At 61.1% G+C, this 20,491-nt stretch carries 15 protein-coding genes and 1 riboswitch; of the genes, 10 read left to right on the top strand and 5 right to left on the bottom strand.

Translation table 11 applies throughout. The features are described from left to right. Positions 1-30: 30 nt before the first annotated feature. The 3 genes from HNQ50_RS04415 to HNQ50_RS04405 all read right to left on the bottom strand — a co-directional run bounded on the left by HNQ50_RS04415 (position 31) and on the right by HNQ50_RS04405 (position 3,445). A complete protein-coding gene (locus HNQ50_RS04415) occupies positions 31-1,194 on the bottom strand; it encodes an MFS transporter (protein ID WP_184098044.1) in 1,164 nt (387 codons plus the stop codon). 122 nt (positions 1,195-1,316) lie between these two features. Beyond that, the gene (locus HNQ50_RS04410) at positions 1,317-2,735 is read right to left on the bottom strand and encodes an MFS transporter (RefSeq protein WP_221303006.1); all 1,419 of its coding nucleotides are present in this window, start codon (positions 2,733-2,735) and stop codon (positions 1,317-1,319) included. Continuing rightward, positions 2,732-3,445, bottom strand: a complete 714-nt coding sequence (locus HNQ50_RS04405; protein WP_221303005.1) for an SDR family oxidoreductase — start codon at positions 3,443-3,445, stop codon at positions 2,732-2,734. Before HNQ50_RS04405 ends, HNQ50_RS04410 begins: the two co-directional genes overlap by 4 nt. Positions 3,446-3,617: 172 nt before the next feature. Then, positions 3,618-3,715, top strand: a riboswitch (TPP riboswitch). Between the two features lie 32 nt (positions 3,716-3,747). Between HNQ50_RS04405 and thiM the strand changes: the two genes are divergently transcribed. The 10 genes from thiM (at position 3,748) to cobA (ending at position 17,147) form a co-directional block, all read left to right on the top strand. Further along, positions 3,748-4,557, top strand: coding sequence for a hydroxyethylthiazole kinase (thiM, locus tag HNQ50_RS04400; protein WP_184098042.1), 810 nt, complete (start codon positions 3,748-3,750; stop codon positions 4,555-4,557). After that, positions 4,554-5,192 carry a thiamine phosphate synthase gene (gene thiE, locus HNQ50_RS04395; RefSeq protein WP_184098040.1) on the top strand — a complete coding sequence of 213 codons (639 nt, stop codon included), beginning with the start codon at positions 4,554-4,556 and terminating at the stop codon, positions 5,190-5,192. Before thiM ends, thiE begins: the two co-directional genes overlap by 4 nt. Next, on the top strand, positions 5,189-5,986 hold the full coding sequence (gene thiD / locus HNQ50_RS04390) for a bifunctional hydroxymethylpyrimidine kinase/phosphomethylpyrimidine kinase (protein ID WP_184098038.1): 798 nt from the start codon (positions 5,189-5,191) through the stop codon (positions 5,984-5,986). Before thiE ends, thiD begins: the two co-directional genes overlap by 4 nt. Positions 5,987-6,131: 145 nt before the next feature. Continuing rightward, on the top strand, positions 6,132-6,707 hold the full coding sequence (locus tag HNQ50_RS04385) for an ANTAR domain-containing response regulator (RefSeq protein WP_221303004.1): 576 nt from the start codon (positions 6,132-6,134) through the stop codon (positions 6,705-6,707). A 12-nt stretch (positions 6,708-6,719) separates the two neighbouring features. Beyond that, a complete protein-coding gene (locus tag HNQ50_RS04380) occupies positions 6,720-7,775 on the top strand; it encodes a CmpA/NrtA family ABC transporter substrate-binding protein (RefSeq protein ID WP_184098036.1) in 1,056 nt (351 codons plus the stop codon). A gap of 806 nt (positions 7,776-8,581) precedes the next feature. Continuing rightward, positions 8,582-9,784, top strand: coding sequence for a nitrate/nitrite transporter (locus HNQ50_RS04375; RefSeq protein WP_184098034.1), 1,203 nt, complete (start codon positions 8,582-8,584; stop codon positions 9,782-9,784). Positions 9,785-9,935: 151 nt separating this feature from the next. Continuing rightward, the gene (gene nirB / locus HNQ50_RS04370; protein ID WP_184098032.1) at positions 9,936-12,368 is read left to right on the top strand and encodes a nitrite reductase large subunit NirB; all 2,433 of its coding nucleotides are present in this window, start codon (positions 9,936-9,938) and stop codon (positions 12,366-12,368) included. An 816-nt stretch (positions 12,369-13,184) separates the two neighbouring features. Then, entirely contained in the window at positions 13,185-13,523 is a 339-nt protein-coding gene (nirD, locus tag HNQ50_RS04365; protein ID WP_246428584.1) for a nitrite reductase small subunit NirD, read from the top strand. Between the two features lie 152 nt (positions 13,524-13,675). Continuing rightward, positions 13,676-16,375 carry a nitrate reductase gene (locus HNQ50_RS04360; protein ID WP_184098030.1) on the top strand — a complete coding sequence of 900 codons (2,700 nt, stop codon included), beginning with the start codon at positions 13,676-13,678 and terminating at the stop codon, positions 16,373-16,375. A 28-nt stretch (positions 16,376-16,403) separates the two neighbouring features. Further along, positions 16,404-17,147, top strand: coding sequence for a uroporphyrinogen-III C-methyltransferase (gene cobA, locus HNQ50_RS04355; protein WP_184098028.1), 744 nt, complete (start codon positions 16,404-16,406; stop codon positions 17,145-17,147). Positions 17,148-18,202: 1,055 nt separating this feature from the next. Here the strand turns inward: cobA and HNQ50_RS04350 are convergent. After that, positions 18,203-19,975, bottom strand: coding sequence for a chloride channel protein (locus HNQ50_RS04350; RefSeq protein ID WP_184098026.1), 1,773 nt, complete (start codon positions 19,973-19,975; stop codon positions 18,203-18,205). A 4-nt stretch (positions 19,976-19,979) separates the two neighbouring features. After that, the gene (locus tag HNQ50_RS04345; RefSeq protein WP_184098024.1) at positions 19,980-20,411 is read right to left on the bottom strand and encodes a MarR family winged helix-turn-helix transcriptional regulator; all 432 of its coding nucleotides are present in this window, start codon (positions 20,409-20,411) and stop codon (positions 19,980-19,982) included. Positions 20,412-20,491: the final 80 nt, after the last annotated feature.

The raw sequence follows: 20,491 nt of genomic DNA, 5'->3' as shown, positions 1-20,491 counted from the left end.
GATTCCCGTACATGCCCGCTCTGCCTTTGGTTAATGCGCCATTGCGGGTACGGGTTTGCGATCCAGCATGCCAGAAAACACCACCACCGCCATGGCAATCAACGCCACGCCTGCGCCCAGCCAGGGCAGGTTAGAGAGCGGATAGCCTGCACCGATCATCGCCCCGCCCAGCCAGGCACCAGAGGCATTACCCAGATTGAATGCGCCTTGATTGAGCGTGGGCGCCAGATTGGGCGCACCTTGTGCCTTGTCGATCACGCGCACCTGCGCGGCGGGCACCACGGCAAACGAGAACATGCCCCACAGGAACACCACCACCAGCGTCGGCACCTTGTAATGACACGCCCAGGAGAAGATAGCCAGGATCACCGCCAACATGAAGAAGGTGATCGCCATGCCGCGCATCAGCTTCCAGTCTGCCAGGCGCCCACCCAGGAGACCACCCACGGTAATGCCCGCGCCAAACAGCAACAGCACCCAGCTTTCCTGCGCTGCGGTAAAGCCGGTGACATCCAGCAAAATGTAGGCAATATAGGTCACCACGCTAAACATACTGACCGAGGCCAGCGTGCTGGTCAGCAGCGCAAGCTGGGTTTGCGTGTGCAAAATCTTGCGGAACTCGCCCAGAATGCCATCGCCTTTGGGCGTGGGCACCTGGGGCAGCCATACCGTCAGTGCGGTTGCGGCAAGCACGCCAATGCCGACCACGGCCCAGAACGGAGAACGCCAGCCCAGTGCGTGGCCCAGCGCGGTACCAAATGGCACACCCACAATGTTGGCGACGGTCAGGCCGGTGAACATCAACGCCACCGCTTGAGCCCGCTTGTTTTGCGGGACCAGATCCGCCGCCACGACAGAACCAATGCCAAAAAACGCCGCATGGCAAAACGCGGTGATGACCCGCGCGGCCATCAAAGCGTAATAGCCAGGCGCCAGCGCACACAGCGCATTACCCACAATGAACAAGCCCATCAATCCCACCAGCGCCTGTTTGCGCGGCCATTTGGCGGTGACGATGGCAAGAATCGGCGCGCCAATTGTCACCCCGATGGCGTAGCCAGAAATCAGCATGCCGGCGGCGGGAGTGGATACCCCAAAATCTTTGGCGACTTCGGGCAGAAGGCCCATGATGACGAATTCGGTCGTGCCGATTCCGAACGCAGCGGCGGCCAGCGCCAAGAGTGCAAGGTACATCGTGTATTCCTGTTACCGGCGCGTTGACGGCGCCGCCAGTGCCAATTGACCAGTCGATTAGTGTTATTGCGGCAGTAGTCTGCCTTTCTTATGCGATCCGCATTATGACAGTTCCCTCATATTTATTGGGCATCTTGTTGGCCATGCCCGCTGACCGCCGCCCCGGCATCCGGTGCCAGCCTGACGCTATCAATGACGGCCAGCAGCGCCACCACCGCAATCAGCGCAAACGACAGCCGGAAAGCCAGCACTGATGGCGTGGTATCTCCCAGCCAGGTTTGGGTCAAACGCAATGCCACTGCTCCCAAAGCAATCCCCATGCCGGAATTCATTTGCTGCAACACACTGAACAAGGTGGCCGCCCCGGTCATGCGCGGCTGCGGGACATCAGCAAAACCAATCGTGTTGAGCGCGGTAAATTGCATGGAGCGGCACAAGCCGCAAAAAAACAGCACCAGGCAGATCAACCACAGCGGCGAGGTGGGCGTAAACGTGGCGCACAAGGCAAAACCCACCACAACGAGCAAGCCATTGCCCACCATCACCGTGCGAAAACCCAGGCGACGCATGATCCAGGTGGTGCCCGGCTTCATGGCCAGATTGCCGGCAAACAGCGCCAGCACCAGAAAACCGGAAGTCACTGCGCTCCAGCCAAAGGCCAACTGGAACATCAGCGGCAGCAAAAACGGCGCGCTGCCAATGGCGATCCGAAACAACGATCCACCCACCACCGTCACGGCAAAGGTCGGGATACGCAAAGCGGTCAGATCCACCAGGGGATGGCTGGCGCGGAGCATATGCCAGGCCGTCACCGCCAGCGCAGCCACGCCCAGCAGTAGCAAACCCGCAGTGAGGGCGATATCCAGCGGCTGGTGGCTGGCGGCATCCAGCCCCATCATCAAGGCACTACAACCGATGCCGCTGCTGATAAAACCCCAGAGGTCAAACGGCCGCTGCCCCGCGCCACCGGGTGGCACCAGTTTCAAGGCAAAGACCAGCGCGATCAGCCCCAGCGGTACGTTCAACAGAAAAATCCAGTGCCAGGACAGCCACGTGGTGATCAGCCCGCCTACCGGTGGCCCGATCACCGGCGCCACCAGCCCCGGCCAGGTAATGGTGGCAATGGCGCGAACCAATTCGTGCGGCCGGGTATTGCGCAAGACCACCAACCTCCCGACCGGCACCATCATGGCCCCGCCCAGGCCTTGCAACACGCGCGCCATGACAAATTGCGCCAGGCTGGTGCACAAACCGCACAACAAAGACGCCAGCGTGAACAGCAAGATCGCCGCACCGAACACGCGGCGCGGGCCAAAGCGGTCCGCCAGCCAGCCACTCAGCGGGATGAACACCGCCAGCGCCAGCATATAAGCGCTCAAACCGGCGGATAAGCGCGCCGGAGCGATGCCAAAGCTTTGCGCCATTTGCGGTAATGCAGTGGTGATGACGGTGGCGTCCAGGTTCTCCATGAAAAAGGACGCCGCCACCAGCAAGGCCACCCAGCGGACAGCGCTGTTTTCTGGCGCAGATGGCTTACTCACGCAATGGCCCCGCCGCCATCGACCAGCACGGTCGAACCGGTGGCAAACGGAGTGCCGGCCAGGTACAACACGGCATTGGCAATATCCTGCGGCTGACCAATCCGCCCGGCCGGCAGTCTGGCTGCGGCTTTCTCGAAGACCTGCTGGCGATCGGCCTCCGGCATTTTGTCCCACAATGGCGTAACGATCATGCCCGGCGAGACGGTGTTCACCCGTACCGGCGACAACTCCAGCGCCAACCCTCGCGCCAAAGACTCAATTGCGGCGTTGATGGCACCTTGCAATACCGAATTCTTGCTGGGGCGCACGGCCAGAAAACCGGAGACAAAGGTCAGGGATGCGCCCGGCGCAAAACGGGCTGCGCGGGCAATGCGGTAGGCACCCCAGAACTTGCTATCCATGGCGCGGTAAGCATCTTCCAGCGCCAGGGCACGGGCCGGGCCCGACGGTGTTTGCGCAGCAGAAATCACGATGTGATCCCACGGTGCGGTGTCTGCAAAGAAGCGTTCAACGGCGGCGTTGTCCCCGGTATCCAGAGCGGCAACCGCCACTTGCCCGCCGATTTCCTGCGCCGCTTTGTCCAGCTTGTCTGCCGAGCGCGAGGCAATGGTCACGCTGGCTCCGGCCTCAACAAAAGATTGCGCAACCACAAAACCGATCCCCGAACTACCGCCAATAACCAGTACCCGTTGCTGCTGAAAAGAAGCCATGATCGCCACCCCGTTGGTGTGATTGATGCGTTGGAATAACCCGAAGTCTAGGCCTTATCCTGGATATGGATAATCCAGCCCGAAATTGAAAGACTTTACTGTTCAACTGAATAATCACTGTCCCGACCTGGCGGTTCGGCTTGCCCTGGCAGGCCACATGGGCGGACAATCCCGCTCTGACTCGGGGTGTCTTTGTGCAAAGCAAAGGCTGAGAGAGACCCGTTACCTGATCCAGATCATGCTGGCGTAGGGAAGTCTTATGGCTCCCCTGCCCGCGCGCGTCGCCAAGGAGCCTGTTCAAGATGTCCGCATCCACCCCCACCACTTTGCCACTGGCCACGCTGGCCCAGGAACTTGCGCGCTTTCGCGCCGCCTGCCCGCTGGTGCATGTGCTGACCAATGAAGTGGTGCAGGAAATCACCGCTAACGTGTTGCTCGCAGCGGGTGCTGCGCCCGCCATGATTGTGGCTGAAGAAGAAGTCCCCACTTTTGCCGCGATTGCCGGCGCCGTACTCATCAACGTCGGCACCCTGCACGCCACCCGCCTTGCCGCCATGCAACAAGCCGTGACCGCCGCCAGCGCGGCTGGTGTACCGTGGACGCTGGACCCCGTGGCCGTGGGCGCACTCAAATACCGGACGGATGCCTGCCAGGCATTGATCCGCCAGAAACCCACTGCCATTCGCGGTAATGCGTCAGAGATCATGGCGCTGGCCGGTGCCGGCCAAGGCGGCCGTGGCGTGGATAGCACCTCTGGCTCGGATGCCGCGCTGGATGCCGCACGCTTTCTGGCCCATGAAACCGGCGCCATCGTCGCCGTAACGGGCGAGACCGACTACATCACCGATGGTAAAACCACCCTGGCTACGCCGTGGGGCCACCCGCTGATGACGCGCGTAGTGGGCACCGGTTGCGCGCTCTCGGCCCTGGTCGCGGCCTTTACGGCTGGCGCGCCCAACCGGCTGGAGGCCGTCGCCAGTGCCTGCGCCATGGCCGGCATGGCAGGTCAGTACGCACAAAAGCAAAGTCATGGGCCGGGCTCATTCAAGGGTGCGTTCCTTGATGCGTTGTATCACATTCAGCCCGAAAACCTGCTGGAGATCAGCGCGTGAACCAGATTGATCTGACGCTCTATCTGGTGCTGGACCCGGACCTGTGCGGCGGGCTGGAGAACATGGTCGAGACCGCACGCATTGCGGCACAGCACGGTGCCACCGTAGTCCAGCTACGGGCGCCCAACCAGAAAAAACGCTGGTGGCTACAAGCGGCCCGGCAACTCAAGGCCGTGCTGGACCCACTCCACGTGCCGCTGATTATCAATGACCATATCGATATTGCCCTGGCCGTCGACGCGGCCGGCGTGCATGTCGGCCAGGCTGATCTGCCACCCGATGCGGTGCGCACGCTGATTGGCCGGCATAAAATCCTGGGCCTGTCGACCAGCAATGCCGAACAACTCGCCGCCGTGCCGCTGGATATCGTCGATTACATTGGCGTCGGCCCGGTGTACCCGACTGGCACCAAGCCCGATGCCTCACCCGTGATCGGGCTGGCCGAGTGTGCCCGCTTGATGCGCGCCAAAGCATGCCCCGCCGTGGCCATTGGCGGAATCAAACCTGGCATGGCCGCACCGCTGATTGCGGCCGGCGTAGATGGCGTGGCGGTGGTCTCGGCCATTTGTGGCCAGCCAGATCCCGCGATCGCCACCCGCCAGTTACTCGATGAAATTACCGGAGCACGTTCATGATCGCCCATGCTTTGACCATTGCGGGCTCGGATTCTGGCGGCGGTGCCGGCATCCAGGCCGACCTGAAGACCTTTTCTGCGCTGGGTGCCTATGGCATGAGCGTGCTGACGGCACTTACCGCGCAGAACACGCAGGGCGTGAGCGCCGTCCACCCGGTACCGCCTGAGTTTGTTGGCGCGCAGATGGATGCCGTATTCAGCGATATCCGCGTCGATGCGGTAAAACTGGGCATGCTGGCGACGGCGCCCATTATTGAAGCCGTTGCAGACGGGCTGCTGCGCTATCAGCCGGCCCATGTGGTGCTTGATACCGTGATGATCGCCAAGGGCGGTCATCCCTTGCTGGTCCGCGATGCAGTCAGTGCCATCCGCGAGCGCTTGCTACCGATCGCGTCCCTGATTACGCCCAACCTGCCGGAAGCCGCCGCCTTGCTGGAGTGCGCGGTCGCCACCACCGAAGCCGAAATGCGTCACCAGGGCCACGCCTTGATTGCAGGCGGCGCCAAAGCCGTGTTGATGAAGGGCGGCCACCTGGGCGGCGAGGAAAGTCCGGACTGGTTGATCACCCCGCATGCCGAAACCCGTTTTGCCAACCCGCGCATTGCCACCCGTAATACGCACGGGACTGGCTGCACGCTCTCTGCCGCGCTGGCCGCACTCCGCCCACAGCATGACAATTGGGAAGATACCGTCGCCGCAGCCCGCGCCTGGCTGCAAGAAGCGCTCAAGGCGGCAGACCGGCTGGACGTGGGGCATGGCATTGGTCCGGTGCACCATTTTCACGCGTGGTGGTAAGCCGTCTTTGCTGACGTAACATCAGGTACCGCCAGGCTGACCCGCACTGGCACGGCGGGTTTTGCCACCGACCGGCAGCGGATTTACGCCTGGCCGGATTCTTGCTTGAATTTGCGGTGCTCCTCTCAGGTTTTCATATAGATTCATGCTGCGCATCTTGCTTGTTACCGACACCGCCAAGCCCATCGGCGAGTTACGCGAAACCCTGCTGCAACAGGGTTACGACGTACTCACTGATGCAGCCAGTTCTACGGCACTGCTCAGCAGTGTCGAGCGCCAGCGGCCAGACGTGGTGATCATCGACACCGAAAGTCCCTCTCGCGATACGCTGGAGCAATTGTCGGTCATGAACTCGCTCGCGCCGCGTCCGGTGGTGATGTTTACCCCTGACGCAGACCAACAGCACATCCGCGCGGCCGTCGGCGCGGGCGTCACTACCTATGTGGTGGACGGACTGGATGCGGACAAACTCTCGCCCATTATTGAAGTCGCCATGGTGCGCTTTGCCGAAGACGACAAACTGCGCCAACGCCTTGCCAAGGTGGAACAACAACTGGCAGATCGCAAACTGATCGACCGGGCCAAGGGCCTGTTGATGGACAAACGCGGCTTGAGCGAGGCCGCCGCGTTTGAAATGCTGCGCACGCAGGCCATGAAACAAGGCATTACCCTGGCCGAGATGGCCCGCCAGGTGATTGCCATGGCCGATCTGCTCGGCTGACGGAGAAACAGGATGTCCTCACCCCAACCCAATCATTCCCTACACGGCACGCCAGAAAAAAACCGCCTGCGCGTGGGTTTCATGGCACTCACCGACTGCGCGCCAGTGGTGATGGCCCACACCTTGCAACTGGCCCAGCGCCACGGGCTGCAACTGGACCTGGTGCGCCAATCCTCCTGGGCCGCGATCCGCGACAAGTTGATCTCTGGCGAACTGGATGCCGCACATACGCTCTACGGCCTGGCCTACAGCATGGAACTGGGGATCGCCGGCCCGCAGTGCGATATGGCGGTGTTGATGACCTTGAACCAGAACGGGCAAGCCATCACGGTTTCCAATCGTCTGCGGGATTTGCTGCGCAGCGGCCACACCTTGCGCCAGATTGCCGATGCCGCCGACAAACCCCTGGTCTTTGCACAAACCTTCCCGACCGGCACCCATGCCATGTGGCTATATGACTGGCTGGCGCGGGAAGGCATTGACCCCATGCGGGAGATCCGCAGTGTGGTCATCGCCCCGCAGGAAATGACCGGTGCGCTGGCCAGTGGCTTGCTGGACGGGTTTTGCGCCGGCGAGCCCTGGCCGGCCAAGGCAGAAAGTGAACAGGTAGGGCACACCTTGCTGGCGACCAGCCAGCTCTGGCCGGATCATCCGGAAAAAGTGCTGGCCTGCCGGCGCGACTTTGCCGCGCTCTACCCCAATACCGCACGCGCCTTGATTGCCACCTTGCTGGACGCCTGCCAGTGGCTGGATGTCCCGGCCAACCGCCGGGAAGCGGCCGCTGTGCTGGCACGCCCGGAATATGTCCATTGCCCCGCCGACCTGATCACCCCGCGTTTGCTGGGCGATTATGGCAACGCACTGGCCCAGCCGCCGGGCGTGCGCTTTTTTGCCGACGGCGCGGTGAACCCGCCCCGGACCGCTGATGGGGCGTGGTTTGTGCAGCAGTTTTTGCGGTGGGGGTTGCTGGCTGATCAGCATGTTGATCCGGCGGCGGTGGCAGCGCGGGTGAATCAGGTGGATTTGTATGCGCAGGTGGCGCGGATTCGTGGGAACCCTTTGCCATAGCACTTTGTAGCCCGGATGGAGCGATAGCGGGAATCCGGGGTGGCAATATATGCAAGCATGATCTGCCTGCCGCCCCCTTGACTCGTCATTCCCGCGTAGGCGGGAATCCAGTCTGGAGCCGGAACGGCTCCGTTCTCTGGCGAGAACCACTACGGGTGTCAGCCCCTTCGGCGCGGTGATTTTGATACCGGCGGTGGCCGGAGCACCCTACTTTCTTTGCGTCGCCAAAGAAAGTAGGCAAAGAAAGGCGACCCCAGCCTGGCGGCCCTCCGGGCTTCCCTCAGTCGGTCGGGAGCCTAAGGTCTCCCTCCACTCCTTCGGCGCTGGGCTTTAATGGGGGAGGAAAGTCAAAAACAACTACAACAACCACTGCAACTTCAACACCAACACCAATGCCAACTTCCCTTATTCCGCTTCTTTCGTCCTGAACGCTGCGGGCTTCCTCCGCACAAATGATGGGCAATCAGCACCACCGCAGTGCAACAAATCTTTACATCCTGCCCCCTGCACCAACCCAGAAAACCCCTGCAAGCCAATACCCAAGCCAGTCTCCATGACTTTGGCATGACCTGGCACGTCCCTTGCTAAGCATCAAGCAGCCCGTCACAACGACGTGATGGGTGAAAGCAGTGCACCAGATTACTTTATCGGGTGATCGGCCAAAGGCGGCGGGTCATTCACGGACAACGGCGTCCCTTCCCTCTTTTTACAGAGCGGATCGGACGCCGTTTTTGTTTTTCAGCCACACCAACGCCCGCAGGCATGCCCGGATACACGGGCAACCCAAGGCACCTGGAGATACGCACATGGATCGTAGTTTCTGGCGTTCTGGTCATACCCCCACGCTGCTCGCAGCCTTTCTGTATTTCGATCTGAGTTTTATGGTCTGGTACCTGTTGGGCCCGCTGCAGATCCAGATTGCGCAAACGCTGCATCTGACCACCCAGCAACGTGGGCTGATGGTGGCGACGCCGATTCTGGCTGGCGCAGTGCTACGCGTGGTGATGGGCGTGTTGAGTGATCGTATCGGTGCCAAGCGCGCCGGTTTGCTCGGCCAGTTCATTGTGATTGGTGCGTTGCTGACCGCGTGGCAAATGGGCTTCTCTACCATGGCGGGCGCCTTGCTGCTGGGCCTCTTCCTGGGCGTAGCCGGTGCGTCGTTTGCTGTGGCGTTGCCGCTGGCTTCACGCTGGTATCCGTCGCAACACCAGGGCACGGCCATGGGGATTGCCGGTGCGGGTAACTCTGGCACGGTGCTGGCCGCCCTGTTTGCCCCCACCCTGGCGGCCGCGTTTGGCTGGCAGAACGTGTTTGGCATTGCGTGTATTCCGCTGGTGCTGGTGCTGGGCTACTACTGGACGTGTGCCAAAGACGCCCCCTCCACCGTCAAACCCAAGACCTTTGGCGACTACATCAAGATGCTGGGCCACAAAGATGCCTGGTGGTTCATGTTCTTTTACTCGCTGACCTTTGGCGGGTTCTCTGGCTTTGCCAGCGCCCTGCCCGGGTTCTTCCATGACCAGTTTGCGTTTGATGCCAAAACCGCCGGCTGGTGTACCGCCGCCTGTGTGTTTGCCGGTTCCGCCATGCGCCCGCTGGGCGGCGTGATTGCAGATCGGATTGGCGGCACCCGTTCGCTGTTGTCGGTCTATGCCGCCGTCACCGTCTTGATTGCCGCAGCCGGTTTCAACATGGGCGGCGCGGCAGGCGTGATCACGCTCTTTATTGGCGCCATGCTGTGCCTGGGTGCGGGCAACGGCGCGGTGTTCCAGTTGGTACCGCAGCGTTTTTCAGCAGAGATCGGCGTCATGACTGGCCTGATTGGTATGGCGGGTGGCGTGGGTGGCTTTTTGCTGACCGCCAGCCTGGGCGCCATCAAGCAAGGCACCGGCAGCTATGCCGCAGGCCTGTGGCTGTTTGCCTGCCTGACCGCGCTGGGCTGGATCAGCCTGTCGCAAGTCAAAACCAAATGGCGCAGCGGTTGGGCCGTCGCCGCTGCACGGGTTTGACGCAAATGCACGGAGCCCGGATGAAGGCCCAAGGGGCCGGGAATCCGGGGGCCATGCCACGAAGCATCTGCCATCGATATCACCCTGGATTCTCGCTTCGCTTCATCCGGGCTACCGCTACTCACAGATTTTCGCAACAGGAAAGCGCTCCATGAACAAACCCAGACTCGTCGTCGTCGGCAACGGTATGGCCGGCATCCGCACGGTGGAAGAACTGCTTGCACTCGCGCCAGGCCATTACGACATCACGGTCTTCGGCAGCGAGCCCCATCCCAATTACAACCGCATCTTGCTTTCGCCGGTACTGGCGGGGGAACAAGAGTTCAAGGACATTATCCTGAACCCGCTGTCCTGGTATGCCGACAACGGCATCACCCTGCATACCGGCAAGACCATCACCCGGATCAACCGCGCCCGCCGTGAGGTAGTGGCCGACGATGGCACGGTGGTGCCGTATGACCGCCTCTTGCTGGCCACGGGCTCCATGCCCTTCATCTTGCCGGTGCCGGGCAAGCAACTGCGCGGCGTGATCAGCTATCGAGACATCTTTGATACCGAACTGATGATCGATACCGCCAGGGTCAAGCGTAACGCCATTGTGATTGGCGGCGGCTTGCTGGGGCTGGAAGCGGCCAATGGGCTGAAGATTCGCGGTATGGATGTCAAAGTGGTGCACCTGGGCGAATGGCTGCTGGACAAGCAACTGGACGTCACCGCCGGCAAGCTCTTGCAACAATCGCTGGAAGAACGTGGCCTGAGTTTTCTGCTGCAAAAACAAACTGCGGAGATCATTGGCAACGAGGCCGGCGAAGTCACCGGCGTGCGCTTCAAGGATGGCACCGAAGCCGCCGCCGATCTGGTGGTCATGGCCGTCGGCATCCGCCCCAACACCGCGCTGGCCGAATCGGCGGGTCTGCATTGCAACCGCGGCATTGTGGTCAGCGACGCCCTGCAAACCTACGACCCGCGCATCTACGCCGTGGGCGAGTGTGTGAACCACCGTGGCGTCGCTTACGGTCTGGTTGCCCCGTTGTTTGAAATGGCCAAGGTTTGCGCCAACCACCTGGCCAATCTGGGCATCGGCCAGTACAAGGGCTCGGTGCTGTCGACCAAGCTCAAAGTCACCGGCATCGACCTCTTTAGCGCCGGCGACTTTATGGGCGGCGAAGGCACCGAAGACATCGTGCTGTCTGACCCCGCCGGCGGTGTCTACAAAAAACTGGTGATCAAGGACGAAAAACTGGTCGGCGCCTGTTTGTATGGCGATACCGCTGACGGCGGCTGGTACTTCAAGCTGCTGCGGGAAGGCCGCACCATTCATGACCTGCGCGATCACCTGATGTTTGGCGAATCCGCCATTGGCGACTCTGGCGTGCAAGGCCAGAGCCGTGCCGCCGCCATGCAAGACAAAGACGAAGTGTGCGGCTGCAACGGTGTCTGCAAAGGCACCATCGTCAAGGCGATCAAGGACAAGGGTCTGTTCACGGTCGATGACGTGAAGAAGCACACCAAAGCCGCCAGTTCTTGCGGCTCCTGCACCGGTCTGGTGGAACAGATTCTGATGAACACGCTGGGCTCCAGCTTCCAGGAGACGCCCAAGACCAAAGCCGTGTGCGGTTGTACTGATCGCACGCATGGCGAGGTACGCAAGGCGATCCGCGAGCACAAACTGCTGACGCACAAAGCGGTGTACGAATTCCTGGAATGGCGGACCCCCAACGGTTGCGCCACCTGCCGCCCGGCCGTGAACTACTACATGCTGTCCACCTGGCCCAAAGAGGCCGTGGACGACCCGCAAAGCCGCTTTATCAACGAACGCGCCCACGCCAACATCCAGAAAGACGGCACCTTCAGCGTGATCCCGCAAATGAAAGGCGGCGTGACCAACCCGTCTGAACTGCGCCGCATTGCCGACGTGGCGGACAAGTATCACATCCCCATGGTGAAGGTCACGGGCGGCCAGCGCATTGACTTGCTGGGCGTAAAGAAAGAAGACCTCGTGAACGTGTGGGCCGATCTGGGCATGCAATCCGGCCACGCCTACGGCAAATCCATCCGCACCGTGAAGACCTGCGTCGGCAGCGAATTCTGCCGTTTTGGTACGCAGAACAGCACGCAAATGGGGATTGATCTGGAAACCATGCTGGCCAATATGTGGAGCCCGCACAAGGTAAAACTGGCCGTCTCTGGCTGCCCGCGCAACTGCGCCGAAGCCGGTATCAAAGACGTTGGCGTGATTGCGGTGGATAGCGGTTGGGAGCTGTATGTCGGCGGCAACGGCGGCATCAAGACCGAAGTCGCGCAGTACCTGTGCAAGGTGAAGACGGCTGAAGAAGTGAAGGAGTTCAGCGGCGCTTTCCTGCAACTGTACCGGGAAGAGGCGTATTACCTGGATCGCACGGTGCATTACATCGAGCGCGTGGGGCTGGATTACATCAAGCAAAAAGTGGTCGAGGACGAGGCTGGCCGCAAGGCTTTGTATGAACGGTTGCTGTATTCGCTGGAAGGCCTGCGGGATCCGTGGGCGGAGCGGATTGCGGGTAAGCAGAGGAATGAGTTTATTCCGTTGAAGGTGGTCGCTTGATTTTTGTGCGGGGGTGGGGTGTTAGCGCCTTCGGCGCGGGTTTGAAAGGCGTTTGATACCGGGGGTGCCCGGACCACGTCACTTTCTTTGCTTCGCCACCTCGGCGGCCCCAAAGAAAGTAACCAAAGAAAGGCGACCCCCGGACTTTTGCCCTCCGGGCTTCCCTCAGTCGGTCGGGAGCCTGAGGTCTCCCTCCACTCCTTCGGCGCTGAGCCCTGACGGGAGAAAAGTCAAAAACAACCCCAACGACAACGGCCAAATCGTCTGTGCGCTGGCTTTTGTAGGGTGGATTCGGAGCGTAGCGACAATCCACCGTATGCAGCCCGTTGGGCTGCGGGCTGGATTCCCGCCTTCGCGGGAATGACGAAGTGGTGTGCCTGGTGAACCGTTCTTGCAAATAGACGGTTTGCAGGGCTTGGTTTGGCTGTTGATGTGGCTGTTGCTTTTGACGTACCTCCCCTCCGGCAGCGCCGAGCATCGCAGTGAAGTCCGGGGTTTCGGCGCAAGGGTGTTTGAGGGCATAGCCCGAGTTCCTGCCCCTTGGTGGGTACCCCCACAAAGACACAGGCGCACCAGATGGTCGTTGCAGCGGGGCTGGAGCCAGCCGGACTTCGCGAGAAGCGCAGGGAACCCGAAGGGCGCTGTCGCAGGGTCGCCTTTCTTTTGGTTACTTTTCTTGGGGCCGCCGAGGCTGGCGAAGCAAAGAAAAGTAACGTGCTCCGGCCACCGCCGGGTTGTAAACAACGCGCCGAAGGGCGCTAACAAAGATTCAGCTATCCCTGGCATACCGGGCACAACAACCAGGAACAACAAAGGATGACCACCAGCATGAACATGAACACCCCCACACCCTGGGTACAAATTTGCGCCCTGAACGACATCCCCCCGCTCGGCAGCCGCGTGCTGGAACGCCCGGCTGGCAATGTCGCCATCTTCCGTACCGCCACCGACAGCGTCTTTGCGCTGCTGGACCACTGCCCGCACAAGGGCGGCCCGCTGTCGCAGGGCATCGTCCATGGCGAGAGCGTGACCTGTCCGCTGCACGCCTGGAATATCGACCTCGCCAGCGGCCAGGCTCGTGCGCCGGATGAAGGCTGCGCGCGGCGGTTTGCCGCCAAGGTGGAAAACGGCCAGGTGTTTGTGAGCCTGTCCTGATTGTTGAGCGGACACACGGACATGACGAAAGCCGCCAATACAGCCCAGTGCAACGGTGCGGGCAAGGCATGCGAAGCGCAGGCAGTACAAGTGGGTACGACAAGCAAGCATAACGCCGCCAGCAGGGTTGTACTGGCGGCTCTGGAGGCCGCATGAAAACCATCACCCGATCCACCTGTTGCTATTGCGGCGTCGGCTGTGGCGTACTGATTGAATCAGATGGCGAGAAGATCACCGGCATCCAGGGCGATCCGGCCCACCCGGCCAACTATGGCCGACTGTGCACCAAAGGCATGACTCTGCCACTGACGGTGGCCAGCAAAACCAACCGGGCGCTCTACCCGGAAATCCGCATCAACCGCGATAGCGAACGGCAGCGGGTAGATTGGGATACCGCACTCGACACCGTGGCGCTGAAGTTTGCCGACATCATCCGCCAGCACGGGCCAGATGCCGTGGCGTTTTATATCTCCGGCCAGTTGCTGACCGAGGATTACTACGTTTTCAACAAGCTGGCCAAGGGCTTGATCGGTACCAACAACATCGATACCAACTCGCGCCTGTGCATGTCCAGCGCGGTGTCGGGCTACAAACTCAGCCTGGGCGCTGACGGCCCGCCCACCTGTTACGAAGACCTGGAACTGGCCGACTGCGTACTGTTTGCCGGGTCCAATATGGCATGGGCACACCCGGTGTTGTACCGCCGGCTGGAAGCCGCCAAAGCCACCCGCGCCGATGTGAAATGGATCGTCATTGATCCGCGCCGTACCGATACCGCAGCCATGGCCGATCTGCATCTGCAAATCCAGCCGGGGACGGATGTCGCCCTTTTTAACGGCATGCTGCATCACCTGATCTGGGAAGACCTGATCGACCCACAGTTTGTGGCCGAGCATACCGACGGGTTTGCCGAGCTTAAACAACTGGTGCGCGATTACACGCCGCGCATGGCGGCAGAAATCTGCGGGATTACCGAGGCCGACCTGATGACCGCCGCCGAGTGGTTTGGCCGCAGTCAGGGTGCCCTTTCGCTTTACTGCATGGGTCTGAACCAGTCGGCGCATGGAACGGACAAAAACCTGGCGCTGATCAACTTGCACCTGGCCACCCGCCAGATTGGCAAACCAGGCGCCGGCCCCTTCTCACTCACCGGGCAACCCAACGCCATGGGCGGGCGTGAAGTGGGCGGCATGGCCACCATGCTGGCGGCGCACCGCGACATCACCAATGCCGATCACCGCGCGGAAATCGCACGCTTGTGGGGCATCGATACCGAACGCCTCTCCCCCACACCGGGTTTGCCCGCAGTGGAGATGTTCAACGCCATCCGCGCAGGCAAGATCAAGGCGTTGTGGATTGCCTGTACCAACCCGGTCCATTCCATGCCGGATCTCAATCTGATACGCGAAGCGCTGGATACAGCCGAGTTTGTGGTTGTCCAGGAAGCCTTCCTTAACACCGACACCGTGCCCTACGCAGATGTGGTTTTGCCTGCCGCCACCTGGGGCGAAAAATCCGGCACGGTCACCAACTCCGAGCGCCGTATCAGCCGTGTGCGCCCGGCCATCCAAGGGCCGGGCGAAGTCCGTGGCGACTGGTGGATTGCCAATGAAGTCGCCCGCCGGCTGGAAGCGCAAATCCACCCGGCCCGCTTTAGCCTGTTTGGTTTTGCCAATGAAGAACAGGTGTTTAACGAACACCGCCGCCTGACTGAGGGTAAAGACCTGGATATCACCGGGCTGAGTTATGGCGTTCTGGAAAGCCACGGTCCGCAACAATGGCCCATGCCGATTGTGGAGGCCTATGGCGAAACACGCGGCCAGGCCCGCCGTTACGAGGATGGCGTGTTTGCCACGGCGGATGGCAAAGCCCGCTTCAATGTCACACCGTACCTGCCCGTGGCCGAGCCGACCAACTCGCGTTACCCCTTCCATCTTTTGACGGGCCGTCTGCGGGATCAATGGCACGGCATGAGCCGCACGGGCCGCGTACCGCGCCTGTTTGCCCACACGCCAGAAGCTGCGCTGACCATGAACCCGCTGGATGCCGAGCGCCGGGGCTTGAAAGCGGGTGAACTGGTCAAGGTGTCCAGCAAACGTGGCGGGCTGATCCTGCCGCTGGGTCTGTCGGACGAAGTCACCACCGGCAGCGTCTTTGCCGCCATGCACTGGAACGGCCAGTTTCTCAACAGTGGTGGTATCAATGAATCGACCATCGGTGCGGTGGATCGCAAATCGTTCCAGCCAGAGCTTAAACACGCCGCTGTCCGGGTCGAACGGGCTGACTTGCCGTGGCGCCTGACGGCCGCGTGCCGGGGTGATACCCAGGCCCTGCAAGCCGCCTTGCAACCACTCCTCAAAGACTGCGCTTATGCCGCCATCACCATGGCCGGCGATGATGTCGCCATTCTGAAAGCCGCGGCTGATTCTGCCCCTGCGGGCTGGCTGGAGAAACTGTTTACCGCGCTTGCACTGCAGCCCGGCCCGGACGTACTGGAATACCGCGACGCCCGCCGTGGCATGGTCAAGCGCGTCGGTTGGCAAGACGGCGTGCTGCACGGTTTTGTCTGGGCCGGCGATGTCACCGGATCAGACCAGTTGCTGGAACAACTGATTGCCGGTGAACCCTGGCAAGGCGCACGCATTACCGTATTCAGCCCCAAAACCGGCAACGCCACGCGTGACCGGGTGGTCTGCAACTGCAAACAGGTTAAGGAGTCACAAATCCGCGAGCTGGTTGTACTGGGTGCGGATGTGGATGGCCTGAAAACGAAGCTGGGCTGTGGCACGGTGTGCGGCTCTTGTGTGCCGGAACTTAAACGCATGTGCAGCGCCACCGCTGTCGCGTCGTAAAACATAAAGACAAAAACTGGAGAACACCATGGATCACGGCAAAGTCACTCTGCTGGGCGCAGGCCCGGGCGATCTGGAACTGTTGACCCTGAAAGCCGTGCGCGCGCTGGCCGCCGCCGACATCTTGCTACTGGATGATCTGGCCAATGCCGACATCACCACACTGGCGCCGCAAGCACGGGTGATCCGCGTGGGCAAGCGCGGCGGGTGCAAATCTACCCCGCAAGACTTCATCCAGCGACTGATGCGCCGTTATGCACTGCAAGGTAAACACGTTGTCCGCGTGAAAGGCGGCGAAGTGTTGTTGTTTGGCCGCGCCGGCGAAGAAATTGCCTGGTTGCGTCAGCACAATATCAGGGTCGAGATCATCAACGGGATTTCTTCCGGCCTGGCGGCCGCAGCGGCAATGAATATCTCGCTCACCCACCGTGAACACTGTCAGGGGGTGACGTTTGTGACCGCGCATATGCAAGATCACAGCGAACCCGACTGGCACGCGCTGGCGGCCACCGGCACCACGCTGGTGATTTATATGGGCATGAGCCGGATCGATAGCCTGGCTTCCGGTTTGATGAGCACGTTGCCCGGTTCTACGCCAGCGGCTGTGGTGCAAAACGCCAGTACGAGTGTAGAGCGGCGGTTGCTGACGACGCTGGATCAGCTCGCGGCCTGTAGTCAGCAGCAAGGGTTTGGTAGCCCGGCGATTATTCTGGTGGGGAGTGCTGTGGGGGAAAGTGATGTGGTGCGGAGTGAGGTGTTGGTTGCGGCGTGAATAGATGGGGCCGCGACGGCCCCGTTCTCTGGCGAGAACCACTTTTGTTAGCGCCTTTGGCGCGGGGTTGAAAGGCATTTGATACCGGCGGTGGCCGGAGCACCCTACTTTCTTTGGGGCCGCCGAGGTGCTTCGCTACCTCGGCGGCCCCAAAGAAAGCAGGCAAAGAAAGGCGACCCCAGCCTGCCCCTTGGTGGGTACCCCCACAAAGCCACTGGCGTACCAAATGGCAGTTGCAGCGGGGTGGCGGCCCTCCGGGCTTCCACCTCGGCGGCCCCCTCAGTCGGTCGGGAGCCTAAGGCCTCCCTCCACTCCATCGGCGCTGGGCTTTAATGGGGGAGGAAAGTCAAAAACAACTGCAACTGCAATTCAACACGCACTCCACTGACTCGTCATTCCGGCCTTGAGCCGGAATCCAGCTGCAATGCATGCTCGTTATTCAAGGTGGATTCGCGGAGTAATGGTGGCAATCCACCGTAAGCAGCCCGTTGGGCTGCGGACTGGATTCCTGCTTCCGCAGGAATGACGAGGTGGTAGGCAAGATAGTTTTGTAGGGTGGGTTCGGAGCACAGCGACAATCCACCGTAGGCAGCCCGTTGGGCTGCGGACTGGATCCCTGCTTCCGCAGGAATGACGAGGTGGTAGGCAAGATAGTTTTGTAGGGTGGATTCGGAGCACAGCGACAATCCACCCTAGGCGGCCCGTTGGGCTGCGGACTGGATTCCCGCGTCCGCGGGAATGACGAGGTGGAGGGCAAGACAGTTCGTTCTAGCGTACAGCGGGGTTGCTGTTGAAGCTGGAGTTGTCTTTGACGCTGGAGTGGCTTTTGACGTACCTCCGCGCCGAGCATCGCAGCGAAGTACGGGGGGCCGCCGAGGTGGCGAAGCAAGTTGCACGATACAATGTGTGCTGCAACTTAACGTGCTCCAGCCACCGCCGGCATCAAAACCAACCGTGCCGAAGGCGCTAACAGCGGTTCAGGTTTTAAACCAGCCACAGTGGATTGTCACTAACGTTCCGAATCCACCCTACACACCTGCATCTCACAAATTCCCCTACCTCAACCGCTCCCGCACCGTCTCCTCCACCACCACCGCATGCTGCGGCCGTAACAAATCACTCAACGCAATCACCCCCACCAGGCGCCTGGATGCCTCATCCGCCACCACGGGCAAACTGGATACCCGCAGTTCGGTCATCCGCCCCGCCAGCGCCCGGGCCGTTTCTTCCGGGCGGGCAATCGCCGGTACACCAGAGAACAAATCCGCGCACGGTTGCAGGCTATGTTCGTGGCCACGCAAGGCTTCGCGGTCCAGCATGCCGATCAAGCGGCCAGCCTCAATCACCGGGTAGCGCCGGTGGCCTTGTGGGCCGGCAAAATGGCGTTCAAACACGGCCGCGCAGGGTTCGGTGCCATCAACGGTGACCACCTTGCGGGACATCAGGTCCGCCACGTACTGGCTTTCCAGCGGGTCAATGCCGTATTCCCGATAGATATGCAGACCACGGCGCGCAATCTTCTCGGTCATGATGGAACGGCGTAGCACCATGGCGGTAAAGCCATACGCCACCACCGTGGTCAGCAACAGCGGCAACAGCGCTTCGGTGTCGTGCGTCAGGCCAAAGGCAAAGACAATGGCAGTCAGCGGCGCCCCCAGTACACTGGCCAGCACGCCAGCCATGCACACCAGCGCCCATAACTGTGGCGAGCCACCGGGCAACACGTGGGCCAGCGCTACACCCAGACCTGCGCCTATCATCAGTAGTGGTGCCAGTACGCCACCAGATGTGCCGGAACCCAGCGCGGCGACCCAGATAATGGCTTTCACGGTTAACAGGGCGACCACCACACTCAGCGCCAACCGGTTGTTCAAGAGATCACCAATCACGTCATAACCGACACCCAGCGCGCGCGGTTCGATCAAACCGCCCAGGCCGACCACCAGACCGCCAATGGCCGGCCACCACATCCAGTGCAGTTTCAGGTGACCAAACAAATCTTCGGTCTTGTACAGCGCCAGCGTCACTGCGGCGGCCAGCGCACCACTCAAGAGGCCCGCGATGATGCACGACACCAGCGCCATATCGCTGGCAGGTGGCGTTTGCAGGGCAAACAGCGGGCCGGCGCCAAACAGCAAAGGCCGGGCAAAACCCGACACTGCACACGCCACGGCAACGGGCAGCAGGCTGCGCGGCCGCAGTTCAAACAGCAGTAACTCGACTGCCAGCAATACCGCGGCCACGGGCGTACCAAAAATGGCCGTCATCCCCGCGCAGGCCCCCGCCACCAACAACGTTTTGCGCTCCGATGCGGTCAGGTGCAGGTATTGCGCCAGCAAAGAACCCAGTGCGCCACCCGTCATGATAATGGGGCCTTCCGCGCCAAACGGGCCGCCACTGCCAATCACAATGCCGGACGAGAGCGGTTTCAGAACGGCCACGCGGCCAGACATGCGACTTTTACCAAACAGGATGACTTCCAGCGCTTCCGGAATGCCGTGCCCACGGATTTTGTCGCTGCCAAAACGCGCCATCAGACCGACGATCAAACCGCCGATCACCGGCACAATCACCACCCACATGCCAAGGTGATGCTGCGCGGGCGACTGTTCCACCAAAGACACCGTTTGAAAGAAAAACAGATTGGTGAAGAAATAGATCAGCTTGAGCAACACAAACGCAGCCAGCGTCCCCAGGCCGCCCACCAGTACGGCCAGCCCGGCCAGGAGCAGCAAGCGGTGATCGACCGTGTAATCGCGGCGGGCGTCGCTACGTCGGGTGTCGATGTGCCCGTGCCGCGGCGCATGCTTGATGCTGGCATGACTCATTGGTTTATCCCTCATGTCGGTGGCCGTTATCGGTATCGTTCCAGGCCGTGATCTGCGCAACACGGAACACGCCTTGCAGTGACTGGAGTTCAGCCTCATGCAGGGCGGCCAGGCGTTGCAGGCAGGCTTCACCAGTGGGTAATAAATGGACTTCGACCTGACGGCGGTCGGTTTCACTTTTTTTGCGGGTGACGAGCTGGTTTTCTTCACAGCGGGTAACCAGTGCCACCACACCGTGGTGCTGCAATTGCAGACGCTCTGCCAGTTCACCCACCGTTGCCCAGTCCCGCCCCGGAAAACCACGCACGTGCAGCAACAACAGGTACTGCTGCGGTGTCAGCCCTTCTTGTTTGGCTGCGGTTTCGCTGAAGTGCATGAAACGGCGTAACTGGTAGCGAAACTCGGACAACGCTTCGTAGTGTTTTTTGGTGAGCATGGATTGCCCCGCAATTCGAGAGCGTCATTTATATCACAATATGATATATTTGCGGGCCTAACATAAAAACCAGGCGTGTG

It is taken from the genome of Silvimonas terrae (assembly GCF_014202765.1).
GTDB lineage: Bacteria > Pseudomonadota > Gammaproteobacteria > Burkholderiales > Chitinibacteraceae > Silvimonas > Silvimonas terrae.
This window is presented reverse-complemented; position numbering and strand designations above follow the sequence as displayed.